This window comes from Streptomyces sp. 135 (assembly GCF_020026305.1).
Lineage (GTDB): Bacteria > Actinomycetota > Actinomycetes > Streptomycetales > Streptomycetaceae > Streptomyces.
Map to the genome: position 1 here is coordinate 4073956 of NZ_CP075691.1, position 24402 is coordinate 4098357.

12 protein-coding genes, 3 rRNA genes and 2 pseudogenes are annotated in these 24402 nt (G+C 69.0%); 9 read left to right on the top strand and 8 right to left on the bottom strand.

Features of this window, described 5'->3' with window-relative positions; all coding sequences use genetic code 11:
• Window positions 1-3 precede the first annotated feature (3 nt).
• Together KKZ08_RS18335 and KKZ08_RS18340 are read left to right on the top strand one after the other, a co-directional pair.
• Window positions 4-1524, top strand: coding sequence for an MFS transporter (locus KKZ08_RS18335; RefSeq protein WP_223775493.1), 1521 nt, complete (start codon window positions 4-6; stop codon window positions 1522-1524).
• Between the two features lie 50 nt (window positions 1525-1574).
• A complete protein-coding gene (locus tag KKZ08_RS18340) occupies window positions 1575-2171 on the top strand; it encodes an NAD(P)H-dependent oxidoreductase (RefSeq protein WP_223775494.1) in 597 nt (198 codons plus the stop codon).
• Window positions 2172-2220: 49 nt separating this feature from the next.
• Here KKZ08_RS18340 and KKZ08_RS18345 read toward each other — a convergent pair whose 3' ends face one another.
• Window positions 2221-2775, bottom strand: coding sequence for a GNAT family N-acetyltransferase (locus KKZ08_RS18345; protein WP_223775495.1), 555 nt, complete (start codon window positions 2773-2775; stop codon window positions 2221-2223).
• Window positions 2776-2960: 185 nt separating this feature from the next.
• Between KKZ08_RS18345 and KKZ08_RS18350 the strand changes: the two genes are divergently transcribed.
• Genes KKZ08_RS18350 through KKZ08_RS18365 form a run of 4 tightly spaced genes read left to right on the top strand, consistent with a single transcriptional unit; the run spans window position 2961 to window position 6659 of the window.
• Window positions 2961-3917: an ATP-binding cassette domain-containing protein gene (locus KKZ08_RS18350; protein WP_223775496.1), complete on the top strand. Its 957-nt coding sequence runs from the start codon at window positions 2961-2963 to the stop codon at window positions 3915-3917.
• Window positions 3914-4693 (top strand): ABC transporter permease, encoded by a 780-nt coding sequence (locus tag KKZ08_RS18355; RefSeq protein ID WP_223775497.1) that lies wholly within the window; start codon window positions 3914-3916, stop codon window positions 4691-4693. The genes KKZ08_RS18350 and KKZ08_RS18355 overlap by 4 nt, the downstream gene beginning before the upstream one ends.
• 44 nt (window positions 4694-4737) lie before the next feature.
• On the top strand, window positions 4738-5991 hold the full coding sequence (locus KKZ08_RS18360) for a histidine kinase (protein WP_223775498.1): 1254 nt from the start codon (window positions 4738-4740) through the stop codon (window positions 5989-5991).
• A complete protein-coding gene (locus KKZ08_RS18365) occupies window positions 5988-6659 on the top strand; it encodes a response regulator transcription factor (RefSeq protein ID WP_223775499.1) in 672 nt (223 codons plus the stop codon). The genes KKZ08_RS18360 and KKZ08_RS18365 overlap by 4 nt, the downstream gene beginning before the upstream one ends.
• Window positions 6660-6726: 67 nt before the next feature.
• On the opposite strand, the gene rrf is transcribed toward KKZ08_RS18365, so the two are convergent.
• From rrf to KKZ08_RS18385, 4 genes are all read right to left on the bottom strand, one after another.
• Window positions 6727-6843, bottom strand: a 5S ribosomal RNA gene (rrf, locus tag KKZ08_RS18370).
• Window positions 6844-6930: 87 nt separating this feature from the next.
• A 23S ribosomal RNA gene (locus KKZ08_RS18375) occupies window positions 6931-10033 on the bottom strand.
• Window positions 10034-10344: 311 nt separating this feature from the next.
• Window positions 10345-11860, bottom strand: a 16S ribosomal RNA gene (locus KKZ08_RS18380).
• The 16S, 23S and 5S rRNA genes sit together here, the layout of an rRNA operon.
• A 679-nt stretch (window positions 11861-12539) precedes the next feature.
• Window positions 12540-13088, bottom strand: coding sequence for a MarR family transcriptional regulator (locus tag KKZ08_RS18385; protein WP_223775500.1), 549 nt, complete (start codon window positions 13086-13088; stop codon window positions 12540-12542).
• Window positions 13089-13210: 122 nt separating this feature from the next.
• Here KKZ08_RS18385 and KKZ08_RS18390 point away from each other — a divergent pair, with 122 nt between their 5' ends.
• Complete coding sequence (locus KKZ08_RS18390) at window positions 13211-14497, top strand: MFS transporter (RefSeq protein WP_223779101.1); 1287 nt, start codon at window positions 13211-13213, stop codon at window positions 14495-14497.
• Window positions 14498-14501: 4 nt separating this feature from the next.
• Here the strand turns inward: KKZ08_RS18390 and KKZ08_RS18395 are convergent, their stop codons facing one another.
• Window positions 14502-16184, bottom strand: a complete 1683-nt coding sequence (locus KKZ08_RS18395; RefSeq protein ID WP_223775501.1) for an ATP-binding SpoIIE family protein phosphatase — start codon at window positions 16182-16184, stop codon at window positions 14502-14504.
• A gap of 185 nt (window positions 16185-16369) precedes the next feature.
• Complete coding sequence (locus KKZ08_RS18400; protein WP_320590545.1) at window positions 16370-17713, bottom strand: NAD(P)/FAD-dependent oxidoreductase; 1344 nt, start codon at window positions 17711-17713, stop codon at window positions 16370-16372.
• A 425-nt stretch (window positions 17714-18138) separates the two neighbouring features.
• Here KKZ08_RS18400 and KKZ08_RS18405 point away from each other — a divergent pair, with 425 nt between their 5' ends.
• Window positions 18139-18912 carry a helix-turn-helix domain-containing protein gene (locus tag KKZ08_RS18405; RefSeq protein WP_223775503.1) on the top strand — a complete coding sequence of 258 codons (774 nt, stop codon included), beginning with the start codon at window positions 18139-18141 and terminating at the stop codon, window positions 18910-18912.
• A 413-nt stretch (window positions 18913-19325) separates the two neighbouring features.
• Window positions 19326-21019, top strand: a pseudogene (locus KKZ08_RS18410) (sigma-70 family RNA polymerase sigma factor).
• Window positions 21020-21063: 44 nt separating this feature from the next.
• On the opposite strand, the pseudogene KKZ08_RS18415 reads toward KKZ08_RS18410, so the two are convergent.
• Window positions 21064-24304, bottom strand: a pseudogene (locus KKZ08_RS18415) (BTAD domain-containing putative transcriptional regulator).
• Window positions 24305-24402 lie beyond the last annotated feature (98 nt).

Consider the following 24402-nt stretch of genomic DNA (forward strand, 5'->3'; position numbering starts at 1 on the left):
CGCATGCCTACCGAGACCGCTCCGCAGGCCCCTCCCGCCACGCGCCGGGGCCGTCCCGTCCTCACCCTCCTCGTCGTCCTGCTCGGCATGCTCACCCTGCCGATGGCGATGTCCGGCACCACCGTCGCCCTGCCCCGCATCGGCTCCGACCTCGGCGCGTCGGGCGCGGCCCTCCAGTGGGTGGTCGTCGGATACTTCCTCGCCGCCTCCTCCTTCATGCTCGTCGCCGGTTCGCTCGGCGACATCTTCGGCCGCCGCCGCGTCCTCACCGTCGGCGCCGCGCTCTACGCCACCGGCACTCTCGCCTCCGCCTTCGCCCACCACATCCTGTTCCTGGACGCCGCCCGCCTGCTCTCGGGCATCGGCGCCGCGGGCGTCATGACGAGCGGCGGCGCCCTGCTCGCCGCCACCTACACGGGAGCGGCGCGGACCAAGGTGTTCGCCTCCCTCGGCACCACGGCGGGCGTCGGCATCGCCATCGGCCCCACCTTCTCCGGCTGGATGGTGGACGGCCTCGGCTGGCGCACCACGTTCCTGGTCTTCGCCGCGGCCGGCGGCGCGATCCTCCTCGGCACCCGTCTCCTCGCCGAGTCCCGCGCCGACACCCCGTCACGCGTCGACAAGGCGGGCGCCGCCACCTTCATCGGCGGTCTCTCCCTGACCCTCTTCGCCATCACCCAGGGCTCCAAGTCCGGCTGGACGTCGGTCGGTACACTGCTGCCGCTCGCCGCGGGCACCGCCCTCCTGATCACCTTCGTACGCGTCGAGAAGCGCCTCACCGCCCGCGGCGGCGCACCCGTCCTCGACCTCTCCCTGGCCCGCCGCCCCGCCTTCCTCGGCTGGTCCCTCGGCTCCTTCGGACTCGGCGCGGGCACCACCGGCGCCCTGGTCTACCTGCCCACCTATCTCCAGGGCACCGGCGACACCACCGCGGGCGACGCGGGACTGATCCTGCTCCTGATGACCGTCCCCGTCCTCGCCCTGCCCCCGCTCGGCGCCCGCCTCGTCAACCGCGGCGCCCCGGCCCGGCACCTGCTCGTCCTGTCCCTGCTCCTGATCGCCGCCGGCAACGCCTGGCTGACCACCCTGCACCCCGGCATCTCCGCCGCCGGCCTCGCGGGGCCGCTGCTGACCATCGGCGTCGGCCAAGGCCTGTCCGTCGGCATCATCGACGCCCAGGCGCTCGGCATGGTCGCCCCCGCGCAGGTCGGCATGGCCTCCGGCTTCCTCAACACCGTCCGCGGCGGCACCGGCGCCGTCATGCTCACCGTCTTCGGAGCACTGCTGCTCGCCCTCCTGGAGTCCCGGGTCGGCTCGGCGGAGCTCGCCGGGCGCATCACCGCGGGCGCCGGCGGCCACGCCGAGCAGTTCACCGAGGCCTGGCGGATCGTCCTGTGGTCCGTGGCGGGCCTCAGCACCGGCCTCGCGCTCCTCGTCCACGCCCTGCTGCGCCCCCGCACACGTACGGCGAAGACCACCGTCACCGCCCCGGCCCCCGCACCGGCCCCGGCCCGCACCCACTGACCGACCGGCCGATCACCATCCACCGCACGCCCGCACTTGAGGAGCACGCCATGTCCACCACCTCGCACCCCACCACGACGCCGCTGCGCCTCGCCGTCATCGTCGGCTCGACCCGCGACGGCCGCTTCGGACCCACCGTCGCCGGCTGGTTCACCGCCCTCGCCGAGCGCCACACCGCGTTCACCGTCGACGTCATCGACGTCGCCGGCCTCGAACTGCCCGCCGCCCACCCGGACTGGGGCACCGAGCGCACCCCCGCGCTCACCGCGCTCGCCGAGCGCGTCGACGCCGCCGACGCGTACGTCGTGGTCACCCCCGAGTACAACCACAGCTTCCCGGCCGCCCTGAAGCACTTCATCGACCTGCACCGCACCGAGTGGGAGGCCAAGCCGGTCGGCTTCGTCTCCTATGGAGGCGTCGGCGGCGGCCTGCGCGCCGTCGAACAGCTCCGCCTGGTCTTCGCCGAGCTGCACTGCGCGACCGTCCGCGACGGCGTCAGCTTCCACGGCGCCTGGGACGACTTCGGCACGGACGGCCGCGCCCACGAACAGGACGGCGCGGCCGGCGCCGCCAAGGTGATGCTCGACCAGCTGGCCTGGTGGGCGAAGGCCCTGCGCACGGCCCGCACGGAGAACCCGTACCGCTGATCACCGGCCGCCGGAGCCAGTCAGAGCACCGGAGCCGCCACCAAGCCCGCTAAGACCGCTGAGGCCGCTCAAGCACCAGCTCGTACTCCCGCGCGGAGGGGTCACCCGGCACCGGGGCGACCCCTCCACTGCGTACGAAGCCGAACCGCCGGTAGAACGCCTGTGCCCGCGGATTGTCCTCATGGACGTACAGCCGCACCCGCTCCACCCCCTCCAGAGACCACGCCCACGCCACAGCCGCCTCGAACAGCGCGTCCGTCACACCGCTGCCCCGGTGCTCGGGCCGCACGAACACCCCGACGAGATGCGCCTGCCGCCGCTCGATCACACCCCCGAAGGCGTCGTCGTGCCCCGCCTCCTCGATCAGCACCGTCACGGAACCGGCCCACACGCCATGCGGGTCCTCCGCCACGAGCTGCCGCACCCGGGCCCCTCTCGACGCCCCCGCGGCCCGCTCCTGCCAGTACGAATCCGGCTTCACGGCGGCATCCTCGTACGCCTCCAGGAACGCCACCGGCGCCGCCGGATCCCGCAGCGCGGCCAGGCGCAACTCCCTGACCTGGGGCCACTCCTCGGCACGGACAGCTCGTACGACGTGGTTCATGCAGTGATCCTAAATTCCGCCCGGCCGTCACGCCCCGTCGTCACGCCCTGCCGTCCCCCCGGTCATCCCCCGGCCGTCACGCGGGGCCCCTCAGGGTCGCCGTCGTACCCCGGTACTACCCGCCACCGCCACGTCCCGCCCCCGGTCCGACGATCCGCGCCCCCGACCGCGCCAGCATCGAAGCCATGACGATCAGGGCATACGGACTGACCAAACACTACGGCGGCAAGCCCGCCAAGAAAGCCGTCGACGACCTCAGCTTCGAGGTCCTGCCGGGCACCGTCACCGGCTTCCTCGGCCCCAACGGCGCGGGCAAGTCCACCACCATGCGGATGCTCCTCGGCCTCGACGCCCCCACCGCCGGCCGCGCCACCATCGGCGGTCGCGCCTACGCGTCCCACCCCGCTCCCCTCAGCGAGGTCGGGGCCCTCCTCGAAGCCCGCTCGGTCCACCCGGGCCGCTCCGCGTACCACCACCTGATGGCACTCGCCCACACCCACGCCATCCCGAAGAGCCGCGTCGAGACCGTCCTGCGGCTCGCGGGCATCGACGAGGTCGCCCGCAAGCGCGTCAAGGGCTTCTCCCTCGGCATGGGCCAGCGCCTCGGCATCGCGGCCGCCCTCCTCGGCGACCCCGCCACGGTCATCCTCGACGAACCGGTCAACGGCCTCGACCCCGAGGGCGTCCTGTGGGTCCGCACCCTCCTCAAGTCCCTGGCCGCCGAAGGCCGTACGGTCCTCGTCTCCTCGCACCTCATGAGCGAGATGGCGCTGACCGCCGACCACCTCGTCATCATCGGCCGCGGCAGGCTCCTCGCCGACACCACCGTCGAACGCTTCGTACGCGACTCCGGCACCGGCTCCGTGAAGGTCGTCACCCCCGAGGCCGACCTCCTCACCGAACTGCTCGCCGCCCCCGGCGTCCACATCACCAGCAGCGTCCCCGGCGCCCTCGAAGTACGCGGCACCGACGCCGAACACATCGGCCGCACCGCCGCCGCCCACAAGATCCCCCTCTTCGAACTCACCCCGCACGCGGCGTCGTTGGAGCAAGCCTTCATGGACCTCACCCGCGACTCCGTCGAATACGCCGCCTCTACGACCGCCCCCGCCGCCTCTCAGCAGGAAGGAGCCGCCGCATGAGCACCCCGGCCACCACCACGTACCGCCTGAGCACCAAGGGCATCCTGCGCTCCGAGTGGCACAAACTCCGCACGCTCCGCTCCACCTGGATCACCCTGTCCACCGCCACCGCCCTGGTCATCGCCGTCGGCGCCACGATGGGCTCCACCTACGACGGCGACGACTCCGAGGTCGACACGATCGTCTTCACCCTCCTCGGCACCCAGCTCTCCCAGATCTGCCTCGCCGTCCTCGGCATCCTCATCACCGCCGGGGAGTACTCGACGGGCATGATCCGGGCCTCCGTCACCGCCGTACCGCGCCGCCTGCCCGTCCTGTGGTCCAAGGCCGCGATCTTCACCGCGGTCGCCTTCGCGGTGTCCTGGACGACCGACGTCGTCACCTTCCTCACCGCCCAGATCTGGCTCTCCGGCACCGACAAGGAACTCTCCCTCACCGACGACGGCGTCCTCGGCGCCCTCACCGGCAGCGCGGCGTCGCTCACCCTGCTCAGCCTCATCGCCCTCGGCCTCGGCGCCCTGCTGCGCTCGGTACCCGGTGCCATCGGCGCGTTCGTCGGCTCCGTGCTGATCCTGCCGGAGGTCCTCGGCATGCTGCCGTTCAGCGCCGTGGAGAGCGCCATCAGGCACTTCCCCGTCCAGGCCGCGAGCTCACTCGGCTCGCTGACCCGCGTGGAGGACACCATCGCCCCCGGCACGGCCCTCGTCACCCTCACCCTCTGGACGGCGGCGATCATCGCCGCGGCATCGGTCCTGCTCAAGCGACGGGACGTGTGACCGAGCGGCCCCACGCCGGGAGTTCGCTGTACGAGGATGAGGCCGTGACCGAGCCGCACCCCCTCACGCAGTTCCTCCAGCGCTGGACCCAGCGGGTGCGCGCCTTCGACAGGCGCCGCCCGCTCGTCTGGGACCTGCTGCTCACCGGGTTCTTCGTCGGCGCGGCACTCGTCGACGCGAACGGCGGCTGGCGCAACACCGCGCCCAACACGCACGTCGCCGGTTGGCAGGTCTTCCTGATGAGCCTCGGCCTGTCGGTCCCCCTGTTCTGGCGCCGACGCCACCCCATGGCCGTCCTCGTGACGATGGTGGCGACGAATCTGCTGAGCAGCTGGACGGGCGCCATGCTCCAGGCCGCCCTCATCCAGATGATCGTCCTGTTCGACATCGCGATGCGGCTGCCCCTGCGGACCCTCGGCCGGGCGGGCCTCCTCATGACGGCGCCGCTCGTCGTCGGCGCCGTCCGCTTCCCGCGCGACTCCTGGGACCAGCAGATCCTCCCGAACGTATGGGCGTACGCGCTCGTGGCGCTCTTCGGCATCGCGGTGCGCTCCCGGCAGGACTACACCGCCGCCCTCGTCGAACGCGCGCGCAGGCTGGAGATCGAGCGCGACCAGCAGGCCCAGCTCGCCGCGGCCGCCGAGCGCACCCGCATCGCCCGCGAGATGCACGACATCATCGGCCACAACCTCTCCGTCATCACGGGCCTCGCGGACGGCGGTTCGTACGCCGCCGCCAAGTCCCCGGAGCGCGCCGCCCAGGCCCTCGAAGCCATCGGCACCACCAGCCGCCAGGCACTCTCCGAACTCCGCCGCCTCCTGGACGTCCTGCGCGACGACGCCCACGCCACCGCCGAACGCTCCCCCCAGCCCGCCCTCACCGACCTGGACCAACTCATCGACGGCGTACGGGCGGCGGGCCTTCCGGTACGCAGCACCGTCATCGGCCGCCCCGACTCCATCCCCGCCGGCCGCCAGCTCACCGTCTACCGCGTCGTCCAGGAAGCGCTCACCAACACCCTCAAGCACGGCGGCCCCACCGCCACCGCCACCGTCGCCGTCTCGTACACCGACCACGGCGTCACGGTCGAGGTCACGGACACCGGCACGGGCGGCAGCGGTGGCGCACCCGGCCCCGGAAACGACCGCGGAAACGACCGTGGAAACGGCCGTGGCCTGACCGGCATGCGCGAGCGAACTTCCCTGTACGACGGCACACTTGAGGCAGGCCCGCTCCCCGGACCGCCGGGCGGCTGGCGGGTCCACCTCCATCTCCCGAAGGACAGCGAGACACCGTGACGACCGTGCTCATCGTCGACGACCAGCCCATGCAGCGCTTCGGTTTCCGCATGCTCCTGGAGAGCCAGGACGACATGACGGTGACGGGTGAGGCCGGCAACGGCAGCGAGGCGATCCGCATGACCGCCGAACTCCACCCCGACGTGGTCCTGATGGACATCCGCATGCCCGGCCTGGACGGCATCGAGGCCACGCGCCGCATCGTCGCGTCGGGCGACCGCACCCGCGTCCTGATCCTCACGACTTTCGACCTCGACGAGTACGCGTACGACGGCCTGCGCGCGGGGGCGTCCGGCTTCCTCATCAAGGACGCACTGCCGGAGGAGCTCCTCTCCGGTATCCGCGCGGTCGCCTCGGGCGACGCGGTGGTGGCTCCCAGCCTGACCCGCCGTCTCCTGGACACCTACGCCGGCCACCTCCCCACATCCGGTTCCGCGCCGACAGACCCCGCGAACCATCCGCGCCTGTCCTCCCTCACCGACCGGGAACGCGAAATCCTGACGGTCATCGGCCAGGGCTGGACTAACGCGGAAATAGCCTCCCGGCTGCACCTCGCGGAATCCACGGTGAAAACGCACGTGGGCCGCATCCTCGCGAAGACGGGCGCGAGGGACAGAGTCCAGGCGGTGATCCTGGCCTACGACACGAGATTGGTGCGCCCGGCGTGAGCGTAAAGCGCCGTGAACGCAGAAAACCCCCGCACCATAAGGTGCGGGGGTTTCCCGTTCAAAATTAGTTCGGCGGCGTCCTACTCTCCCACAGGGTCCCCCCTGCAGTACCATCGGCGCTGTGAGGCTTAGCTTCCGGGTTCGGAATGTAACCGGGCGTTTCCCTCACGCTATGACCACCGAAACACTATGAAACTGTCAACCGCACCATGCGTGACCACACATGGGGTTGTTCGTGGTTTCAGAACCAACACAGTGGACGCGAGCAACTGAGGACAAGCCCTCGGCCTATTAGTACCAGTCACCTCCACCCGTTACCGGGCTTCCAGATCTGGCCTATCAACCCAGTCGTCTACTGGGGCCTTAACCCCTCAAAGGGGTGGGAATACTCATCTCGAAGCAGGCTTCCCGCTTAGATGCTTTCAGCGGTTATCCTTTCCGAACGTAGCCAACCAGCCATGCCCTTGGCAGGACAACTGGCACACCAGAGGTTCGTCCGTCCCGGTCCTCTCGTACTAGGGACAGCCCTTCTCAATATTCCTACGCGCACAGAGGATAGGGACCGAACTGTCTCACGACGTTCTAAACCCAGCTCGCGTACCGCTTTAATGGGCGAACAGCCCAACCCTTGGGACCGACTCCAGCCCCAGGATGCGACGAGCCGACATCGAGGTGCCAAACCATCCCGTCGATATGGACTCTTGGGAAGATCAGCCTGTTATCCCGGGTACCTTTTATCCGTTGAGCGACGGCGCTTCCACAAGCCACCGCCGGATCACTAGTCCCGACTTTCGTCCCTGCTCGACCCGTCGGTCTCACAGTCAAGCTCCCTTGTGCACTTACACTCAACACCTGATTACCAACCAGGCTGAGGGAACCTTTGGGCGCCTCCGTTACTCTTTGGGAGGCAACCGCCCCAGTTAAACTACCCATCAGACACTGTCCCTGATCCGGATCACGGACCGAGGTTAGACATCCAGCACGACCAGAGTGGTATTTCAACGGCGACTCCACACACACTGGCGTGCATGCTTCACAGTCTCCCACCTATCCTACACAAGCCGAACCGAACACCAATATCAAACTGTAGTAAAGGTCCCGGGGTCTTTCCGTCCTTCTGCGCGAAACGAGCATCTTTACTCGTAGTGCAATTTCACCGGGCCTATGGTTGAGACAGTCGAGAAGTCGTTACGCCATTCGTGCAGGTCGGAACTTACCCGACAAGGAATTTCGCTACCTTAGGATGGTTATAGTTACCACCGCCGTTTACTGGCGCTTAAGTTCTCAGCTTCGCACACCCGAAAGTGCACTAACCGGTCCCCTTAACGTTCCAGCACCGGGCAGGCGTCAGTCCGTATACATCGCCTTACGGCTTCGCACGGACCTGTGTTTTTAGTAAACAGTCGCTTCTCGCTGGTCTCTGCGGCCACCCCCAGCTCAGAGTGCAAGACTCATCACCGGTGATGGCCCCCCTTCTCCCGAAGTTACGGGGCATTTTGCCGAGTTCATAACCATAGTTCACCCGAACGCCTCGGTATTCTCTACCTGACCACCTGAGTCGGTTTAGGGTACGGGCCGCCATGAAACTCGCTAGAGGCTTTTCTCGACAGCATAGGATCATCCACTTCACCACAATCGGCTCGGCATCAGGTCTCACCCTCATGTCATCCGGATTTGCCTAGATGACGGGCTACACCCTTACCCCGGGACAACCACCGCCCGGGCTGGACTACCTTCCTGCGTCACCCCATCACTCACCTACTACCACCTTGGGCCGGCGGCTCCACCACTTTCCTTTCCCCGAAGGGTCCGGAACGGCTTCACGGCCTTAGCATTAATGGGCTCGATGTTTGACGCTTCACAGCGGGTACCGGAATATCAACCGGTTATCCATCGACTACGCCTGTCGGCCTCGCCTTAGGTCCCGACTTACCCTGGGCAGATCAGCTTGACCCAGGAACCCTTAGTCAATCGGCGCACACGTTTCTCACGTATGTATCGCTACTCATGCCTGCATTCTCACTCGTGAACCGTCCACCACTGCCTTCCGGCGCAGCTTCACCCGGCACACGACGCTCCCCTACCCATCCCAGCGGGCGTTGGCCCTCATGCTGGAATGACACGACTTCGGCGGTACGCTTGAGCCCCGCTACATTGTCGGCGCGGAATCACTAGACCAGTGAGCTATTACGCACTCTTTCAAGGGTGGCTGCTTCTAAGCCAACCTCCTGGTTGTCTGTGCGACTCCACATCCTTTCCCACTTAGCGTACGCTTAGGGGCCTTAGTCGATGCTCTGGGCTGTTTCCCTCTCGACCATGGAGCTTATCCCCCACAGTCTCACTGCCGCGCTCTCACTTACCGGCATTCGGAGTTTGGCTAAGGTCAGTAACCCGGTAGGGCCCATCGCCTATCCAGTGCTCTACCTCCGGCAAGAAACACACGACGCTGCACCTAAATGCATTTCGGGAGAACCAGCTATCACGGAGTTTGATTGGCCTTTCACCCTAACCACAGGTCATCCCCAGGTTTTCAACCCTGGTGGGTTCGGTCCTCCACGACCTCTTACAGCCGCTTCAACCTGCCCATGGCTAGATCACTCCGCTTCGGGTCTTGAGCGCGCTACTAAATCGCCCTATTCGGACTCGCTTTCGCTACGGCTTCCCCACGGGTTAACCTCGCAACACACCGCAAACTCGCAGGCTCATTCTTCAAAGGCACGCAGTCACGAGGATGGAGCAAGCTCCATCCCGACGCTCCCACGGCTTGTAGGCACACGGTTTCAGGTACTATTTCACTCCGCTCCCGCGGTACTTTTCACCATTCCCTCACGGTACTATCCGCTATCGGTCACCAGGGAATATTTAGGCTTAACGGTGGTCCCGCCAGATTCACACGGGATTTCTCGGGCCCCGTGCTGGGTGTCTCTCAAACGAGCCGCTGATGTTTCGACTACGGGGGTCTTACCCTCTACGCCGGACCTTTCGCATGTCCTTCGTCTACATCAACGGTTTCTGACTCGTCTCACAGCCGGCAGACTATGAAAGAGAGATCCCACAACCCCCACGACGCAACCCCTGCCGGGTATCACACGTCGTAGGTTTGGCCTCATCCGGTTTCGCTCGCCACTACTCCCGGAATCACGGTTGTTTTCTCTTCCTGCGGGTACTGAGATGTTTCACTTCCCCGCGTTCCCTCCACACTGCCTATGTGTTCAGCAGCGGGTGACAGCCCATGACGACTGCCGGGTTTCCCCATTCGGAAACCCCCGGATCAAAGCCTGGTTGACGGCTCCCCGGGGACTATCGTGGCCTCCCACGTCCTTCATCGGTTCCTGGTGCCAAGGCATCCACCGTGCGCCCTTAAAAACTTGGCCACAGATGCTCGCGTCCACTGTGCAGTTCTCAAACAACGACCAACCACCCATCACAGCCCGCCAAAGCGAACCTTCACTGGGGTCGGCATTGAGGTCGGGAACAAGCCCGTACCCTCAGATACCCAACAGCGTGCCCGACCAGCCCCCGTCCGGAGATCATGCTTTCCACGCCCTTGCGAGCAGTACTTACAGCCTCCGACCCGTGAACCAGGCCGAGTAGTCAACGTTCCACCCATGAGCAACCACCGTCGATCGTTTGCCGACGTAGTGGCCTCTGAACCAAGCAAGCTTGGCTTAGAAGTGCTCCTTAGAAAGGAGGTGATCCAGCCGCACCTTCCGGTACGGCTACCTTGTTACGACTTCGTCCCAATCGCCAGTCCCACCTTCGACAGCTCCCTCCCACAAGGGGTTGGGCCACCGGCTTCGGGTGTTACCGACTTTCGTGACGTGACGGGCGGTGTGTACAAGGCCCGGGAACGTATTCACCGCAGCAATGCTGATCTGCGATTACTAGCAACTCCGACTTCATGGGGTCGAGTTGCAGACCCCAATCCGAACTGAGACAGGCTTTTTGAGATTCGCTCCGCCTCGCGGCTTCGCAGCTCATTGTACCTGCCATTGTAGCACGTGTGCAGCCCAAGACATAAGGGGCATGATGACTTGACGTCGTCCCCACCTTCCTCCGAGTTGACCCCGTCTCCTGTGAGTCCCCATCACCCCGAAGGGCATGCTGGCAACACAGAACAAGGGTTGCGCTCGTTGCGGGACTTAACCCAACATCTCACGACACGAGCTGACGACAGCCATGCACCACCTGTATACCGACCACAAGGGGGGCACCATCTCTGATGCTTTCCGGTATATGTCAAGCCTTGGTAAGGTTCTTCGCGTTGCGTCGAATTAAGCCACATGCTCCGCTGCTTGTGCGGGCCCCCGTCAATTCCTTTGAGTTTTAGCCTTGCGGCCGTACTCCCCAGGCGGGGAACTTAATGCGTTAGCTGCGGCACCGACGACGTGGAATGTCGCCAACACCTAGTTCCCACCGTTTACGGCGTGGACTACCAGGGTATCTAATCCTGTTCGCTCCCCACGCTTTCGCTCCTCAGCGTCAGTAATGGCCCAGAGATCCGCCTTCGCCACCGGTGTTCCTCCTGATATCTGCGCATTTCACCGCTACACCAGGAATTCCGATCTCCCTACCACACTCTAGCCTGCCCGTATCGACTGCAGACCCGGGTTAAGCCCGGCTTTCACAACCGACGTGACAAGCCGCCTACGAGCTCTTTACGCCCAATAATTCCGGACAACGCTTGCGCCCTACGTATTACCGCGGCTGCTGGCACGTAGTTAGCCTGCGCTTCTTCTGCAGGTACCGTCACTTTCGCTTCTTCCCTGCTGAAAGAGGTTTACAACCCGAAGGCCGTCATCCCTCACGCGGCGTCGCTGCATCAGGCTTTCGCCCATTGTGCAATATTCCCCACTGCTGCCTCCCGTAGGAGTCTGGGCCGTGTCTCAGTCCCAGTGTGGCCGGTCGCCCTCTCAGGTACTACCTGTCGTCGCCTTGGTGAGCTTCTACCTCACCAACAAGCTGATAGGCCGCGGGCTCATCCTGCACCGCCGGAGCTTTCAACACACTCAGATGCCTGAGCGTGTGTTATCCGGTATTAGACCCCGTTTCCAGGGCTTGTCCCAGAGTGCAGGGCAGATTGCCCACGTGTTACTCACCCGTTCGCCACTAATCCCCACCGAAGTGGTTCATCGTTCGACTTGCATGTGTTAAGCACGCCGCCAGCGTTCGTCCTGAGCCAGGATCAAACTCTCCGTGAATGTTTTCCCGTAATCGGGATGAACACCACGAGAGCGGAACCAAGGAGAGGAATAATCTCCCGGTTCACAGCGTCCTCGCTGTGTCGCCTGCACGATCAAATTGCCGTACAGGACTTTTTCAAAGGAACCTCAACTCACCGAAGTGAGTCGGGGTATCAACATATCTGGCGTTGACTTTTGGCACGCTGTTGAGTTCTCAAGGAACGGACGCTTCCTTTGTACTCACCCTTTCGGGCTTTCCTCCGGGCGCTTCCCTTCGGTGTTTCTTTTGTTCTTGCGTTTCCGACTCTATCAGACTCTTTCGTGTCCGATTTCCTCGGCGCCTTCCGGTTCCCGCTCCGGCCTTTCGGCTTTCGCGTTTCCCTTTCCGGCGGTTCCGACTCTATCAGATCCTTTCGGGCCTGATTCCCAGTCAGCGGGCGGTGTCTTCGCGGCTGTTGGGCCGTTCCGACGTCTCAAACTCTAGCGGGTTTTCCCGGCGACTCATAATCGAGTCCTGGAATTGAATTCGGGCATGCCGAATGCGTTCCGTTGGGAGGTCGTGCAGAGTTTGGTTTGCCGCTCGATCAGCGGCGGGAGTGCTGCCGCAGAACCGTTACGGCTCCGTGGCAACCCGAAGAACCTTACGGGTCCAGGGAGTGACTGTCAACCCCCCTCCGTGGAGCCCCAGGTGGTCGCCTCAGTCCAGGTCGGAGAGGCGTCCGCCGGCGTCCGGCTGCGCGTGCTCCACGCGGCGCAGGAGACGGGTCAGCAGCTCGTCCAGGACGCCGCGCTCGTCGGCCGACAGGTCCTGGAGGAGCTCCTCCTCGAAGACCGTCGCCAGACGCATCGCCTCCAGCCACTTCTCGCGGCCCTCGGCGGTCAGCTCCACGATCACGCGGACACGGTTGGTCTCGTCGCGGTCGCGGGTGACCAGCCCCTCCCCCACCATGCGGTCGATGCGGTGGGTCATGGCGGCCGGTGTGAGGCCGAGGCGCTTGGCCAGCTCCCCCGGGCCCATTTGGTACGGGGCGCCGGACAGGACGAGGGCCTTGAGGACCTCCCACTCGGCGTTGCTGATGCCGAGGGTCGCGGTCTGACGGCCGTAGGCGACGTTCATACGGCGGTTCAGGCGGCCGAGGGCCGAGACGATCTTCTCGACTTGGGGGTCGAGGTCCTGGAACTCGCGCTGGTACGCGGCGATCTGCTCTTCAAGTGTCGGCTCGCTCGGGCCGGGGGTGTCACCCATGGCCGCAGTATGGCACGCCCCCACTTGGCATCGAAGTCCTTCGTTGTGTACTGTTTAGATCCTAACTTTAGCTTCGAAGTCTTCACTTCTAACTCCTAAGGCAGGTGAAAGTGACCAGGGCGATGGGCGCAGCGATGCGTCGTATTCAGGCAGGCAGCGCGCTGAGCGCGTTCGGCATCGGGTTCACGGTTCCGTTCCTCTACGTCTACGTGGCACAGGTACGGGGACTCGGGTCCAGTACGGCGGGCATCGTGCTCGCCGCCTTCGCCATGGCCGCGCTGATCGTCCTGCCCATCACCGGCCGCGTCATCGACCGCCGCGGCCCCCTCCCGGTGCTCGTTGGCTCGGCGGTCGTCGCCTCCGTGGGCGCGGTCGCGCTCGGCCTCGCCGCCAGTGAGACGTCGGCCATCCTCTCGGCGGCGGTGCTCGGCGCGGGTACGGCCGTCATGCAGCCGGCGCTCGCGACGATGATCGTCTGGTCCTCGACGCCGACCACTCGTACGCGCTCCTTCGCCATGCAGTTCTTCCTGCAGAACCTGGGGCTCGGTATCGGTGGCCTCATCGGCGGCCAGATCGTCGACGAGCACCGTCCCAGCAGCTTCACGCTGCTGTTCTCCATCGAGTCCGTGATGTTCCTGGTGCTCGCGGCGATCGCGCTGACCGTGCGGCTGCCGCACGCGCCGTCCATCCAGGACACGATGCCCAAGGACGCCTCGGCCCCGCGCGGCGGAATGCGCGCGCTCCTTAAGCACAAGGCCATGGTGCAGCTGTGCGTTCTCGGCTTCGTGATCTTCTTCGCCTGCTACGGCCAGTTCGAGTCGGGGCTCTCCGCGTACGGCGTGGAGGCGGCGGGGATCACCCCGTCGACGCTCGGCATCGCGCTCGCCGCCAACACGGCGGTGATCGTGATCGCGCAGTTCGCCGTCCTGAAGTTCGTCGAGCGGCGCAAGCGGTCCCGGGTGATCGCGGCCGTCGGTCTCATCTGGGCCTTCGCGTGGCTCCTCGCGGGGTACGCCGGGCTCGGCCACGGCAGCCAGGCGATGGCCACCGCCGCGTTCGTCTCGACGTACGCCCTGTTCGGGCTCGGTGAGGCGATGCTGTCGCCGACCGTCGCGCCGCTGGTCGCGGATCTGGCGCCGGGCGGCATGGTCGGTCAGTACAACTCGGCCTTCGCCCTGGTGAAGCAGCTGGCCCTCGCGGTCGGGCCGGCCGTGGGCGGGCCGATGGGCGCCGCGCTGCACGTCCCGTACATCGTGACGTTCGTGCTGTTCTCGCTCGGCATCACGGTGCTCGCGGTGCGGCTTGGGCGTGGGCTCACTCCCGTGCAGAACCAGCCCTCGCTGGCCAAGAGCCCGGTGGTGGCGCAGGGCGGGCCGGCCGCCACGGAGCCCGCGGCCGCGAACGCCTGACCGGCTAGCGCGGCAGCGCGAACTCGCACCAGACGGCCTTGCCGCCGCCCGGTGTGCGGCGCGTGCCCCAGTTCGACGCGATCGTGGCGACGATGGCGATGCCGCGTCCCGCCTCGTCCGCCGGTTCGGCGCGGCGGCGGCGCGGCAGGTGGTCGTCGCCGTCGGTGACCTCGATGATCAGGCGCCGGTCGGTGCGGCGCAGGCGCAGCCGCATCGGCGGCGTGCCGTGCTGGAGGGAGTTGGCGACCAGTTCCCCGGCCGCGAGGACGCCCAGGTCGTGCAGTTCGGGGGAGAAGCGCCAGCTGGCGAGGACGCCGGTGGCGAAGGCACGCGCGCGTGGCGCTGCTTCCACGCCGCCGAGCAGTTCCAGGGCGGCGTTGCGGAACAGGTCGGCGTCCGGGCCGGTGCGGGCGGGGTGCTGGAGGACCAGGACGGCGACGTCGTCGTCGTGGTCTGCGGTCACCCCGAGGGCGCGGATCAGGCGGTCGCAGACCACCTGGGGCGTGCCGGTGGCGCCGGCCAGGGCGCGCTCCAGGGAGGCCACTCCTTCGTCGATGTCCTCGCTGCGTCTCTCGACCAGGCCGTCCGTGTAGAGGACGGCGGTCGATCCGGGGCCGAGGGGCACGGAGCCCGAGGTGTGCAGCCAGCCGCCGGTGCCGAGCGGCGGACCGGTGGGTTCCTCGGCGCGGTGGATGGTGCCGTTCTCGTCGCGTACGAGGATCGGCAGGTGCCCGGCGGAGGAGTAGACGAGGCTTCCTTCGCTCGGGTCGTGGACGGCGTAGACGCAGGTGGCGATCTGGCTGGCGTCGATCTCGGAGGCGAGGCCGTCCAGGAGCTGGAGGACCTCGTGCGGGGGCAGGTCGAGGCGGGCGTAGGCCCGTACGGCTGTGCGGAGCTGGCCCATGACGGCGGCCGCGCGCACGCCGCGGCCCATGACGTCGCCGATGACGAGGGCGGTGCGGCCGCCGCCGAGGGTGATCACGTCGTACCAGTCGCCGCCGACCGCGGCCTCGGTGCCGCCCGGCTGGTAGGTGGCGGCGATGCGCAGGTCGTCGGGCTGCTCCAGCTCCTGGGGCAGCAGGGACTTCTGGAGGGTGACGGCCGTCTCGCGCTGTGCGCGCTCGCTGGCGCGCAGCCGCTCGGCGGCCTCGGCGTGGTCGGTGACGTCGGCCGCGAAGACGAGCACGCCGCCGCCCGCTTCGGGACCGGCCGCGGCCCCGCCCAGGGGCAGCGTCACGGGCGTGCAGGTGAAGGTGTACGAGCGTCCGCCGGGCGCCTTGCGGGACTTGACGGTGCGTGGCTTCGCGCTGCGCAGGACCTGGTCGAGGAGGGGCAGCAGGCCCAGCTCGGCCAGTTCGGGCAGCGCCACGCGCGCGGGTTCGCCGACGGGGCGGGGGCCGAAGGCGGCGACGTACGCGTCGTTGACGTGGGCGAGGCGGTGGTCGGCGCCGTGCACGAGGGCGACCAGGGCCGGGATGCGGTCGAGCACCTCCCGGGCCGGCAGTTCGTCGATACTGCTGCCGCTGCCGTCGGCGTACGGCGGGCGTACTCCGTCCGAGCGCCGCTCGGCACGGGCCGCGGGCACGGCGCCGTCCGTGCGCGGGGTCGCGGGGATCGTCTGTTCGGTCCGCGCTGCTGCGCGGCGCTGCGTTCCGGGGAGCCGGGCGCTCCAGCGCGTGAAGTTCACTGCGGTAGGCCTCGTGGTGTCGCTTCTGGATCGGGAACACAGCTTGTCGAGGGCGGACGTCCCTGGTGTCGGCCTTGCGGCCGGACCATGGTCACACGAACAGTCTCGCCGACCGGTCTGACATCCGTGGGTGCGGACGGACATCCATCAGACGTGGGTCCCGCGCGGGGAGTTCCTGACGCCGGTCAGGAGGACTCCTTCGGGCGCTCACCACCGGCCGCCAGTTCGAACTCCGCGCGTGGGTGTTCGAGCGACCCCAGGGAGACGATCTCGCGTTTGAACAGCCCGGAGAGGGTCCATTCGGCGAGCACACGGGACTTGCGGTTGACGGTCGGCACTCTGCTCAAGTGATAGACGCGGTGCATGAACCAGGCACAGTAGCCCTTCAGCTTGCGTCCGTAGACGTGTGCGACACCTTTGTGCAGCCCGAGTGACGCCACCGAGCCCACGTACTTGTGCCGGTACTCCTGAAGCGGCCGCTCCCGGAGTGTCGCGACGATGTTGTCGCCGAGGACCTTGGCCTGGCGCACCGCGTGCTGGGCGTTGGGCGCGCACTCCTTGCCGGGCTCGTCGGCCGTGACGTCGGGGACGGCGGCGGCGTCTCCCGCGGCCCACGCGTGCGTGGCGCCGTCGACGGAGAGCCGTGCGGTGCACTGGAGGCGGCCGCGTTCGTTGAGCGGCAGGTCGGAGGCGGCGAGGACGGGATGCGGTTTGACGCCCGCCGTCCAGACGACGGTGCGGGTGGGGAAGCGCGCGCCGTCGCTCAGGACGGCGACGCGGTCCTCGCAGGAGTCGAGGCGGGTCTCCAGGCGCACGTCGATGTTGCGCCTGCGCAGCTCGCGGACGGTGTACTTGCCCATCTCCTCGCCGACCTCGGGCAGGATCCGCCCGGAGGCCTCGACGAGGATCCACTTCATGTCCTCGGCCTTGATGTTGTGGTAGTACCGCGCCGCGTAGCGCGCCATGTCCTCCAGCTCGCCGAGCGCTTCGACGCCCGCGTAACCGCCTCCCACGAAGACGAAGGTCAGGGCCGCGTCGCGGATCGCGGGGTCGCGGGTGGAGGAGGCGATGTCCATCTGTTCGAGGACGTGGTTGCGCAGGCCGATCGCCTCTTCGACGGTCTTGAATCCGATGGCGTGGTCGGCGAGGCCGGGGATGGGCAGCGTGCGCGAGATGGAGCCGGGGGCCAGGACCAGTTCGTCGTATGTGATGCCGACGGGCCCCGTGCCCTCCTCCTCGGTGGCGAGAGTGGTGAAGGTGGCGGTGCGCTTGGCGTGGTCGACGGATTCGACCTCGCCGATGACGATGCGGCACTTGTCGAGGACGCGGCGCAGGGGGACGACGACGTGGCGCGGCGAGATGTTGCCGGCCGCCGCTTCGGGCAGGAACGGCTGATACGTCATGTAGGGCTCGGGGGTGATCACGACGATCTCGGCCTCACCCCGCCTGAGCTCCGACTTCAGCTTTCTTTGGAGCCGCAGCGCGGTGTACATGCCGACGTAGCCGCCGCCGACGACGAGAATGCGCACACAGTCCGGAGATGCGGGGGTGGTCCCGCTGGAGATCGCAGCCTTCACCTTCCCATGACGCACCCGGCTCCGGAGTTTGTCCACAGGCCCGGCAATTTGTGTGACCGGCGGCGGCGCGCGGCGGGCGCTCCGCGGCTTGCGGCGGCGCGCGGAAGGAGCGCAGGTCAGCAGCTGTGAGGGGGGTATGCGTTTGGGGTGCAATAAGGCTTGAAACGGTGCGTACTCCGATCGGGGGGCGCTCCGTGCGGAACCCACCCCTTCTGAATTGACTCAGGCTCAACTATGTTCGTGGGACGTCGGGGTGTCGGGGGATGCGCCCGTCGAGCCGCATTTCCGGGCTCGCGGAAGGGATCACTCCTCAACACGCCGGTAGCCAATGGCGGGGAGTGTCTCCGGGGGGAGACGTCATTACCGGGGGAACGTGTATGAGCATTCAGGAGACCCACTGGACTTCCGCTGCCGCGTCGGCATCAGCCGTCGGCCTCAGCGGGAACGGACGTGACATGGGGGAAGGAGCGCGCACGACACCCTTGCGTGTCGACGCACAGCGCAATCTCGAGCATGTACTTCGTGCGGCACGCGAAGTCTTCGGCGAGCTGGGTTACGGCGCGCCGATGGAGGACGTGGCGCGCCGCGCGCGGGTCGGTGTGGGCACCGTCTACCGCCGCTTCCCGAGCAAGGACGTCCTGGTCCGGCGCATAGCCGAGGAGGAGACCTCCCGGCTGACCGACCAGGCACGTGCGGCGCTCGGGCAGGAGGACGAGCCGTGGTCGGCGCTCTCGCGCTTCCTGCGGACGTCCGTGGCATCGGGCGCGGGGCGGCTGCTGCCGCCGCAGGTGCTGCGGGTGGGCGTCGAGGACGGCGCCGCCGAGGACGACGGGGCGAGGGTGCCGCAGCAGCGGCAGCCGGCCCCTGACTCCCCCGAGCTGCGCCTCGTGGAACAGCGCCAGGCGCCTGCCGAGGAGACGGTCTCCTCGGCGGTGAGTGACGACGCGGGGACGGCGACGCTCCTCGACGTCGTCGGGCGTCTCGTGGAGCGTGCCCGTGCGGCGGGTGAGCTCCGTGCGGACGTGACGGTGTCGGACGTCCTGCTGGTGATCGCGACGGCGGCGCCTTCGCTGCCGGACGCGGCACAGCAGGCGGCGGCGTCGTCGCGGCTGCTCGACATCCTGCTCGAAGGGCTGCGGTCGCGACCCTAGCGGTGGATGCGCCTACGGCGGAAGGCTCAACTCCGTTGCGTGCGACGGCGGTTGAGCCTTCCCCGAATGGGTGAACGATAGTGCTCCATTGCGGGAAGTCACCTCGGACGAGTGGTTGCCCGCGATCGGCCCCTGCGGGAGCACGGCCCTGTGGCACTCTTTCCCGGTGTTCGGGTCCGAGGGTGCAGCCGGGGGCGTTCCGCGATGAGTGTTGACGGATGAGTGTTGACGATCGGGACGAGCCGTCCGCCCGGCAGGTGCCGCTCCAGGGCGATCCCGGCAGCTCCGACCCCGCCGACATAGCCTCCACGGCGCCCGGCGCCGGTGTGCCCCCGCAGCGCGGAGGCGGTACGGCCACCGCGTTCCCCGCCGGGGAGGACACGCCGACGTCCGACGCCGACCTGATCGCGCGGATGCGGGCGGGCGACGACTCCGCGTACGAGGAGCTGTACCGCAGGCACGCCGAAGCCGTCCGCCGGTACGCCCTCACCTGCTGCCGCGACGCACACACCGCCGACGACCTCACCGCCGAGGTCTTCGCCCGCATGCTCCAGGCCGTCCGTGGCGGCAGCGGGCCCGAGCACGCGGTGCGCGCCTATCTGCTGACCACGGTCAGGCGCGTCGCCGCCGGGTGGACGAAGTCGGCGAAGCGGGAGCAGCTGGTCGACGACTTCGCGGTGTTCGCCGCGCAGGCCGCGCGCGGCGGCTCCGAGGTGCGCGACGACGACACCCTGGAACTCGGCGCGGACGTCCGCGCGATGCACGAGGCCGAGCAGTCGATGGCCATGCAGGCGTTCCGGAGCCTGCCGGAGCGCTGGCAGGCCGTGCTGTGGCACACCGAGATCGAGGAGGAGTCCCCGAGCGAGGTCGCCACCCTCTTCGGCCTCGACGCGAACGGCACGCGCGTGCTCGCCAGCCGCGCCCGCGAAGGCCTCAAGCAGGCCTACCTCCAGGCGCACGTGAGCGCCACCCTCACCGAGAGCGAGGAGTGCGCCCGCTACGCCGACCGCCTCGGCGCCTATGCCCGCGGCGGCCTGCGCAGCCGCGCCGAGCGAGGTCTGCGCAAGCATCTGGAGGAGTGCGCCAAGTGCCGCCTGGCCGCCGGCCAGATCAAGGAAGTCGCGGGCGGCATCCCCGCCGTCGTGCCCATCGCCGTCATCGGCTGGTTCGGGGCCGCCGGGTACGCGAAGGTGGCCGCGCTCGTCGGGGCGGCACCGCGAGCGCGGGCCGCGGGCGCCGCGGGTGCCGCCGCCGCGGGCGGGTCCTCGGAGGGTCGGCCGCGGCGCCGCCGCCTCCGAGGGCTCGGTGCCCCGCGAAGGCCGGTATCGCGGCGGGCGTGGTCGTGGCGGCCGGGGTCGTCGCGGCGATCGCCCTCACCGGTGGTGACGGCAAGCCCAAGGAGGACCCGCCGCCGAAGGCCGAGGGGCCCGCGGCGTCCGAGTCGATCGTGCCGCAGCAGCCACCGCCGGCGCCGCCGAGGGCGCAGCCCAGGCCTGAGCCGACACCGCCGCCGCCCGCGCCGAAGCCGAGCGCGAAGCCCACACCGACGCCCACGCCGACGCCTCCGCCCAAGGAGAGGCCGAAGCCGAGGCCGACGCCTCCGCCGCCCCCGAAGCCGCGGCCCACCCCGACCAAGCCCGCGCCGAAGCCACCGCCGCCCCCGCCTCCGGCGCCCGTGGTCTACCAGTGGAGCGAGCTCCGGTACGGCACCGTGGGCGACGGCACGAAGCCCGAGATGCGGCTCGGCGAGAGCAGCTGGGTGTGGCAGCGCCGGGGCCTCACGATCGCCGGCAAGCAGTACTCCCACGGCGTGACCGTGCACGGCGCGTCCTCCGTGACGATCGACCTGAACCGCAGCTGCACGACGTACGACGCGCTCGTCGGCGTCGACGACATGACCATGGAGCTCGGCAGGGTGCGCTTCTCCGTCTACGCGGACGGGGCGCGGCTGTGGCGATCGCCGGTGATCAAGGGCGGTGATCCGGCGCTGCCGGTGCAGGTGAACCTCACCGGACGCAAGACCATCCGACTGGCCGTCGAGCCGCACACGCCCTTCTCCTCGGCGGCGCTGGCGGACTGGGCCCAGTCGAAGATGCGCTGCACGTAGCCCACGGCAGCACGGCAGTCCGGCAGTCCGGCAGTCCGGTGGGCCTAGGCCCCGGCGGCCTCGGTCAGTTCCGCGGACAGTTCCGCCGTCGTGAGGGAAGCGCCCTCGGCGCACCGTGTCTCGTACTGCCGTTCGCCGAGGGCGGCCGACGCGGCGGCCATGAGGTCCTCCGCGGCGGTCCTTTCGGGCAGGGGGCGCGGGTGGCCGCACCGCAGGCGTGTGGCCGCCGCGAGCAGGCGGACGGCACGCGCGTGGTCGCCCAACTGGCCCGCGAACGTGGCCCCGACGTCCACGAGGGTCGCGACGATCATCTCGGAGCAGTGGGCGGCCACGGCTTCGTCCAGCGCCTCGGCCAGTTCGCGCAGGCCCACCCGTGGGCCGGACTCGGCGGCGGTGACCTGCGCCTCCACACCGCGCAGCCCGGCCCTGAACTGCGGGGGCGGCGTGCCGTGCGCCGCGACGTCACGGGCCGCCTCGCACATCTCCCGGGCCCGCAGCGGATCGCCGTCGTCCAGCGCGAGTCGCGCGCGCAGCATCCGTACGAAGGCACGTGCGTCCGGCACGGCATGGCGGTCCGCCTCCGTGCTCGCCTCTTCGAGGAGCTTCTGAGCCGTGTCGCGCTCGCCCTCGCGGTAGGCGATCTCGGCGAGCCGGGCCAGGAGGAACGACATCTCCGCGTACGCCCCCACCTCAAAGGCGAGGCGCAGCGCTTCGTCGTAGGCGGCGCGGGCCTCGTCGTGGCGGCCGCGGGCCATCGCGGCCTCGGCCACGGCGCTGTTCACCTGGGCGCGCATCCACCGGTCGCCCACCCGCCCGCTCAGCGTCCGCAGTTCGGCCAGGTCCTCGTCGACGCCCGAGAGGTTGCCGTTCATGTCGATGGCCATGTGGCCGCGGAACATCAGCATGACGCAGAGCTCCCAGTCCCCGCCGTACCGCCGGCAGTTCTCGACCGCCTCGTCCACGGCGGGCCGGGTGTCGTCGAGCGTGCCGCCGGTGAAGAAGATGGTGAACGGCCAGATCAGCCCGGGGAACCGGGCCGAGTGGGGGCCGGGCCGGGCGAAGACGGCGCGCACCCGGTCGACGTAGCGGACGTCCGTCCAGTCGTGCTCGGCGCCCGCCGCCGTGGACCGGGACTCCGTCACCAGGAAGAGGTGCAGCAGCCGGAGGTTCATCCACGGCCAGTAGAGCGGGTCGTCCTCGTCGGGCAGGGTCAGGGGACCGGACGAACCACGGCTCGGGGCCAGCTCCAGGATGCGGCCCATCCACTCGCAGCCCTCGCGGTGGTAGTTGCGCAGCCACCAGAACCAGCCGGTGTTCAGGGCGAAGGCGATCGCGGTCTCCGCGTCACGGGTCTCGATGGAGTGCTGCAAGGCCGCCCGGATGTTGTCGAGCTCCGTCTCCAGGCGTCTGATCCACGGCAGTTGCTCGGCGGAACGCAGCAGCGGCTCGGCCCGCTCGACCAGCGCCCGGAAGCAGGCGGCGTGGCGCTGCTCGGCTGCCGTGAGCAGGGCGGGGGTCTCGGCGGCGCGCTCGACTGCGTACTCGTGGATGGTCTCCAGGAGGCGGTAGCGCATGCCGCCGTCCTCGGGCCCGGCGCCCGGGACGGCCACGACCAGGGACTTGTCGACCAGGGCGCCGATCAGGTCCGTGGCGTGGCCGGCGCAGACCGCCTCGGCCGCGGGCAGGTCCCAGCTGCCGGCGAAGACCGACACCTCGCGCAGCACGGTCCGCTCGGCCTCGCCGAGCAGCTCCCAGGACCAGTCGACGACGGCGCGCAGGGTCTGCTGGCGGGGCAGGGCCGTGCGGCTGCCGCTGGTCAGGAGGCGGAAGCGGTCGTCAAGCCGGTCGGCGATCTGGCGCGGGGTGAGCAATCGCAGGCGGGCGGCGGCCAGTTCGATGGCGAGCGGCAGGCCGTCCAGGCGGCGGCAGATCTCGGCGACCGCCTCGGCGTCCTCGTCCGGCGCGAAGCCGGGCCGCACCGCAGCGGCCCGCTCGGTGAACAGACGGTACGCCAGGTCGGGCGGGAGGGGCTCGACGGGGCGCACGGACTCGCCCGGCACGCCCAGGGGTTCGCGGCTGGTGGCGAGGATGGTGAGGCCGGGGCAGTGCGTGAGGAGGGTCTCGGCCAGCTCGGCCGCGGCGCCGATCACATGTTCGCAGTTGTCAAGGACCAGGAGCAGGCTGCGCGCGGCGCAGTACTCGACGAGCAGGGCGACCGGGTCGTCCTGGGGGACGGTCAACTCGCTGGTCATCAGCACGGTCTCGCGCAGGTCGAGCGCACTGACGACAGCGCCTGGCACCGCCTCGGGATGGTCGAGCGGGGCGAGCTCGGCCAGCCATGCCTGCGGATGCCCGGCGGCGGCTTCCTCGGCGAGGCGGGTCTTTCCTGAACCGCCCGGTCCGGTGAGCGTGACCAGGCGGGCCCTGCGCAGATCAGAACGGATGGCGGCGAGCTCGGGTTCCCGCCCGACGAAAGAGGTCAACCGGTTACGGATGTTCCCCTTCCGCTCGGGCTGGTCGAGCCGCGAGGGGCCCCGCCGCGCGGCACCGGACGGTCGCGGGGCCGCCTCGGCCGGGCCGAGCAACTCCTCGTGCAGTGCTCGCAGTTCCGGGCCCGGATCCGTGCCGAGCCCCTCGGCGAGGGCGCGGCGGGCGTCCTCATGGGCGGCGAGCGCGTCGGCCCCGCGCCCGGCGTCCCGCAGGGCGCGGATCAGCAGCGCGCGCAGCGTCTCGTCGTACGGCAGTCCGGCGGTCAGTTCCCGCAGTTCCGGTACGACGTCGGCGGCGCGGCCCAGCCGCAGGTCCGCCTCGATCCTCGCGCGCACCGCCTCGACGCGCTGGGCCTCGGGGCGCGGCGGCGGCCCGGTCGGGCAGGTCGGCGAGGGCGGGGCCGCGCCACAGGGCGAGCGCCTCGCGCAGGACGCGGGCGGCGGCGGCCGGGTCGCCGCGGTCCAGGGCCGCCCTGCCCTCCCGGGCCTGGCGCTCGAAGCGGTGCAGGTCGACGTCCTCGGGGGCGACGGCCAGGCGGTAGCCCGCAGGGGCCGAGGCGATGGCGTCCTTGCCGAGGACGCGGCGCAGCCGGCCGACGAGGGCTTGCAGGGCGGCCTGCGGGTCGCTCGGCGGTTCGTCGGCCCAGACCTCGTCGATGAGGGTCCCCACGACGACCGCGCGGCCCGCGTGGAGCGCCAGGGCCGCGAGCAGGGCGCGCAGCCGCCGGCCCCCTACGGGCAGGGGGGCGCCTCGATCGTCGTACGCCTCGGTGGCGCCCAGGATTCCGTACCGCACCGGGCCATTCTCCCTGGCGGGCCCACGCGAGGCCCGGGCTTTACCGCGCGAGGGGAGTCGCGGGCCCCGAGGAGCCCCCGGAAGCTCCGAGCACCCGC